Consider the following 2946-nt stretch of genomic DNA (forward strand, 5'->3'; position numbering starts at 1 on the left):
GAGAAGGAGGTTGAGAAAAAAATGCTCAGATCCGCAAACATGGTCCTCTCCAGCGGGAAGACTGCCATCATCGCCCTTGCCGGACGTGGGGTTGGTCCCGATGCCGCATCCAGAATCCTGGCTACCCATGCAAAAGGAGATGGATTCTATAAAGAGATCCTAAAAGCCGAGAGGAAGTATATCACAACCCACCGGTTCTGGTAATAATTCAGGAAAAAAAATAAAATCAGAGGATATCCGCAAGGTGCTGTTCAAGGACTTCAAGACCCGCCCTGACATCCTGGAGGTTCTTTCCACCCGTGAGGATGACTTTTCCGGATGAGAAGAGGAGAGCAACAATTTTTGGATCTGCTATCCTGTAGACGAGACCCGGGAACTGTTCGGGTTCATACTCGATGTTCTCAAGCTGCAAAGTGATAACAACTTTATTGAGGTTGATTGGCTTGCCCATATCATATGAACAGACGATATTGGTGACGTTGACATCTGGAACCTCATGCGTGGTGATACCTGCACCCTTAAGTGATGCAATAATCAGCTCAAGGCCCCGGCCAAGATCGCTTTCATTCTTGATCCCGGTGAGCACGACTTTTCCGGATGAGAAGATGAGTGATGCCATCTTCGGATCCTTAATCCGGTATACCGCTCCAGGGAACCGCTTCGTATTCAGCTCGCACCCCTCAATATGCTCGGAAATTGCCAGAAGATCGATGGAGTCGGCGATGACACCGGAAGCCACGATATTTTCGATCTTTAATGAGTCGTACTGTTGATCTGCCATCCTCGTACATTTAAAGGTGTCAGACCATAATGATGACGGAGAAGCTTTATGGCATTCATTCTTCCATCGTCTTCTGCCGCCCTGTATGCGGGCATTTTTACATGATGAGACAAAGCACGCATAGAACCTGTGCACGGGAGATGGGAAGGCACTGCCCGCCCCCTCCTCTCAGAGATTCAGATCGATTTCCATATATGGATAGAAAATCAAATTTAGCCGTTTTTATGACGGAAGGTGTTGGCAATACTACAGAGGGCAGGCAGACGGTCACCGACTGGACACGAAACCTGCCAGAATATGCTCAGGCAACGTCTGATTTTGCTATTCATGTGCCAGAGTACTTTAATTTCGCATTCGATGTCGTCGATGCGTGGGCAGAAAAAGACAGGAATAAGCTTGCGCTGATCTGGACGAACCAGAAGGGCGAGGAGAAGAAGTACAGTTTCTGGGATATGAAGACGCTCTCAAATGAGGCGGCAAATATCCTTCTGAAATTCGGGATTAACAAAGGAGATCGTGTCTTTGTGATGCTCCCGCGAATCCCCGAGTTCTGGATCCTGACCCTTGCACTGATGAAACTTGGTGCGGTCTTTGCACCTGCCCCGACGATGCTGACGACAAAGGATCTCATCTACCGGATAAATGCGGGCGACTTCAAGATGATAATCACAGATTCTGAAAATGCCCCGAAATGTGATGAGCTCTCCGATAATTGTCCTTCGCTCGCCCAGAAGATGGTGGTTGACGGGAACCGTCCCGGCTGGATCAGCTATCCTTTTGAGCTGAATTACCCGGCACCGGTGGCACGCAAACTCGTTCATTTCAGAAGCCTCAGGAGAACCCTCCCGACCGATCCGATGCTGATCTTCTTCACCTCAGGCACAACAGGGGATGCGAAGATGGTCATCCATGAACAGAGCTATGCTCTTGGGCATATCATCACCGCCCGTTTCTGGCATGATCTCCGGGAGAACGATCTCCACTTCACCGTCTCTGATACGGGCTGGGCAAAGGCAGCATGGGGGAAGTACTTCGGCCAGTGGGTCTGCGGATCGGCAATCTTTGTCTATGATATCCGGGGCAGATTCAAGGCAACCGAGCTCCTCCCCTTAATCGAGAAGTATGGGATCACCACGTTCTGCTGCCCCCCCACAATCTACCGGATGCTGATCATCGCCGATCTCAGGAAGTTTGATTTCTCCGAGCTCCGCCACTGCTGTTCTGCGGGCGAGCCGCTGAACCCCGAGGTGATCCGCATCTGGAAAGATGGGACCTGCCTTGATATCTACGAGGGATACGGCCAGACCGAGACGGTCTGCTGTATCGGGACCTTCCCCGGTATGAAACTCAAGCCCGGTTCCATGGGGAAACCTGCACCCGGCTGGGATATCCAGCTGCATGATGATGACGGGCAGCCGGTAGCGGACGGAGATGAGGGGAGGATCGCCATCTCCCTCAATCCCCGGCCGGTCGGGCTCTTCCGCGAGTACCTTGACAACCCCGAGGCAAATGCCGAGTCTTTTTCGGATGGGTTCTACTATACCGGAGACAAGGCGTACAAGGATGAGGACGGATATCTCTGGTTTGTGGGCCGCGATGATGATGTGATCAAGAGCTCAGGATACCGGATCGGCCCCTTTGAGGTGGAGTCTGCGATCCTCGAGCACCCGGCTGTCCAGGAGGCCGCGGTCGTCGGCACCCCGGATCAGATCAGGGGGGTTATTGTGAAGGCATTCATCGTCCTCCATAAGGATGTGAAGCCGTCTGAGAAGCTCGTGAAGGAGATTCAGAACCACGTCAAGGAGACGACAGCCCCCTACAAGTACCCGCGTGCAGTCGAGTTTGTGGACGAGCTCCCAAAGACGATCTCAGGCAAGATCCGCCGATCCGAGCTCAGGGAGCGCGAGATGGCGAAGGCCGCCGATCAGGGTGAAGAGACGATCAGGAAGAAGTAGGGATAAGAGGGAGTAAGGCGGGGAAGAGAAAGAGGGGGAAGGCAATAGCCCTTTTTTGATCATCTCTTATTCTCTTTCCCCATCTTTCCATATCTTTCACCTTTTTCACCATCTTTCAATGTCTTTCATCGCCTATTTCCGATCGAAAGTGGGCATATTTATACCCGATGACGTCAAAGAGGTAAGAGCACAGGAGCGAGGGTTGCCGAG

Annotated in this window: 3 protein-coding genes; 2 read left to right on the forward strand and 1 reads right to left on the reverse strand. The window is 52.0% G+C overall.

The window, feature by feature from the left end:
• Positions 1 to 204: hypothetical protein (locus QCH34_RS09985; RefSeq protein WP_300333585.1), on the forward strand; the 204-nt coding region annotated here is incomplete at its 5' end.
• Positions 205 to 226: 22 nt separating this feature from the next.
• Here QCH34_RS09985 and QCH34_RS09990 read toward each other — a convergent pair.
• Entirely contained in the window at positions 227 to 781 is a 555-nt protein-coding gene (locus tag QCH34_RS09990; protein WP_300333590.1) for a TATA-box-binding protein, read from the reverse strand.
• A 224-nt stretch (positions 782 to 1005) separates the two neighbouring features.
• Here QCH34_RS09990 and QCH34_RS09995 point away from each other — a divergent pair, with 224 nt between their 5' ends.
• Positions 1006 to 2736 carry an AMP-binding protein gene (locus QCH34_RS09995; protein WP_300333594.1) on the forward strand — a complete coding sequence of 577 codons (1731 nt, stop codon included), beginning with the start codon at positions 1006 to 1008 and terminating at the stop codon, positions 2734 to 2736.
• The last annotated feature ends 210 nt before the right edge of the window (positions 2737 to 2946 follow it).

This window comes from Methanocalculus sp., assembly GCF_029762515.1.
Taxonomy (GTDB): domain Archaea; phylum Halobacteriota; class Methanomicrobia; order Methanomicrobiales; family Methanocorpusculaceae; genus Methanocalculus.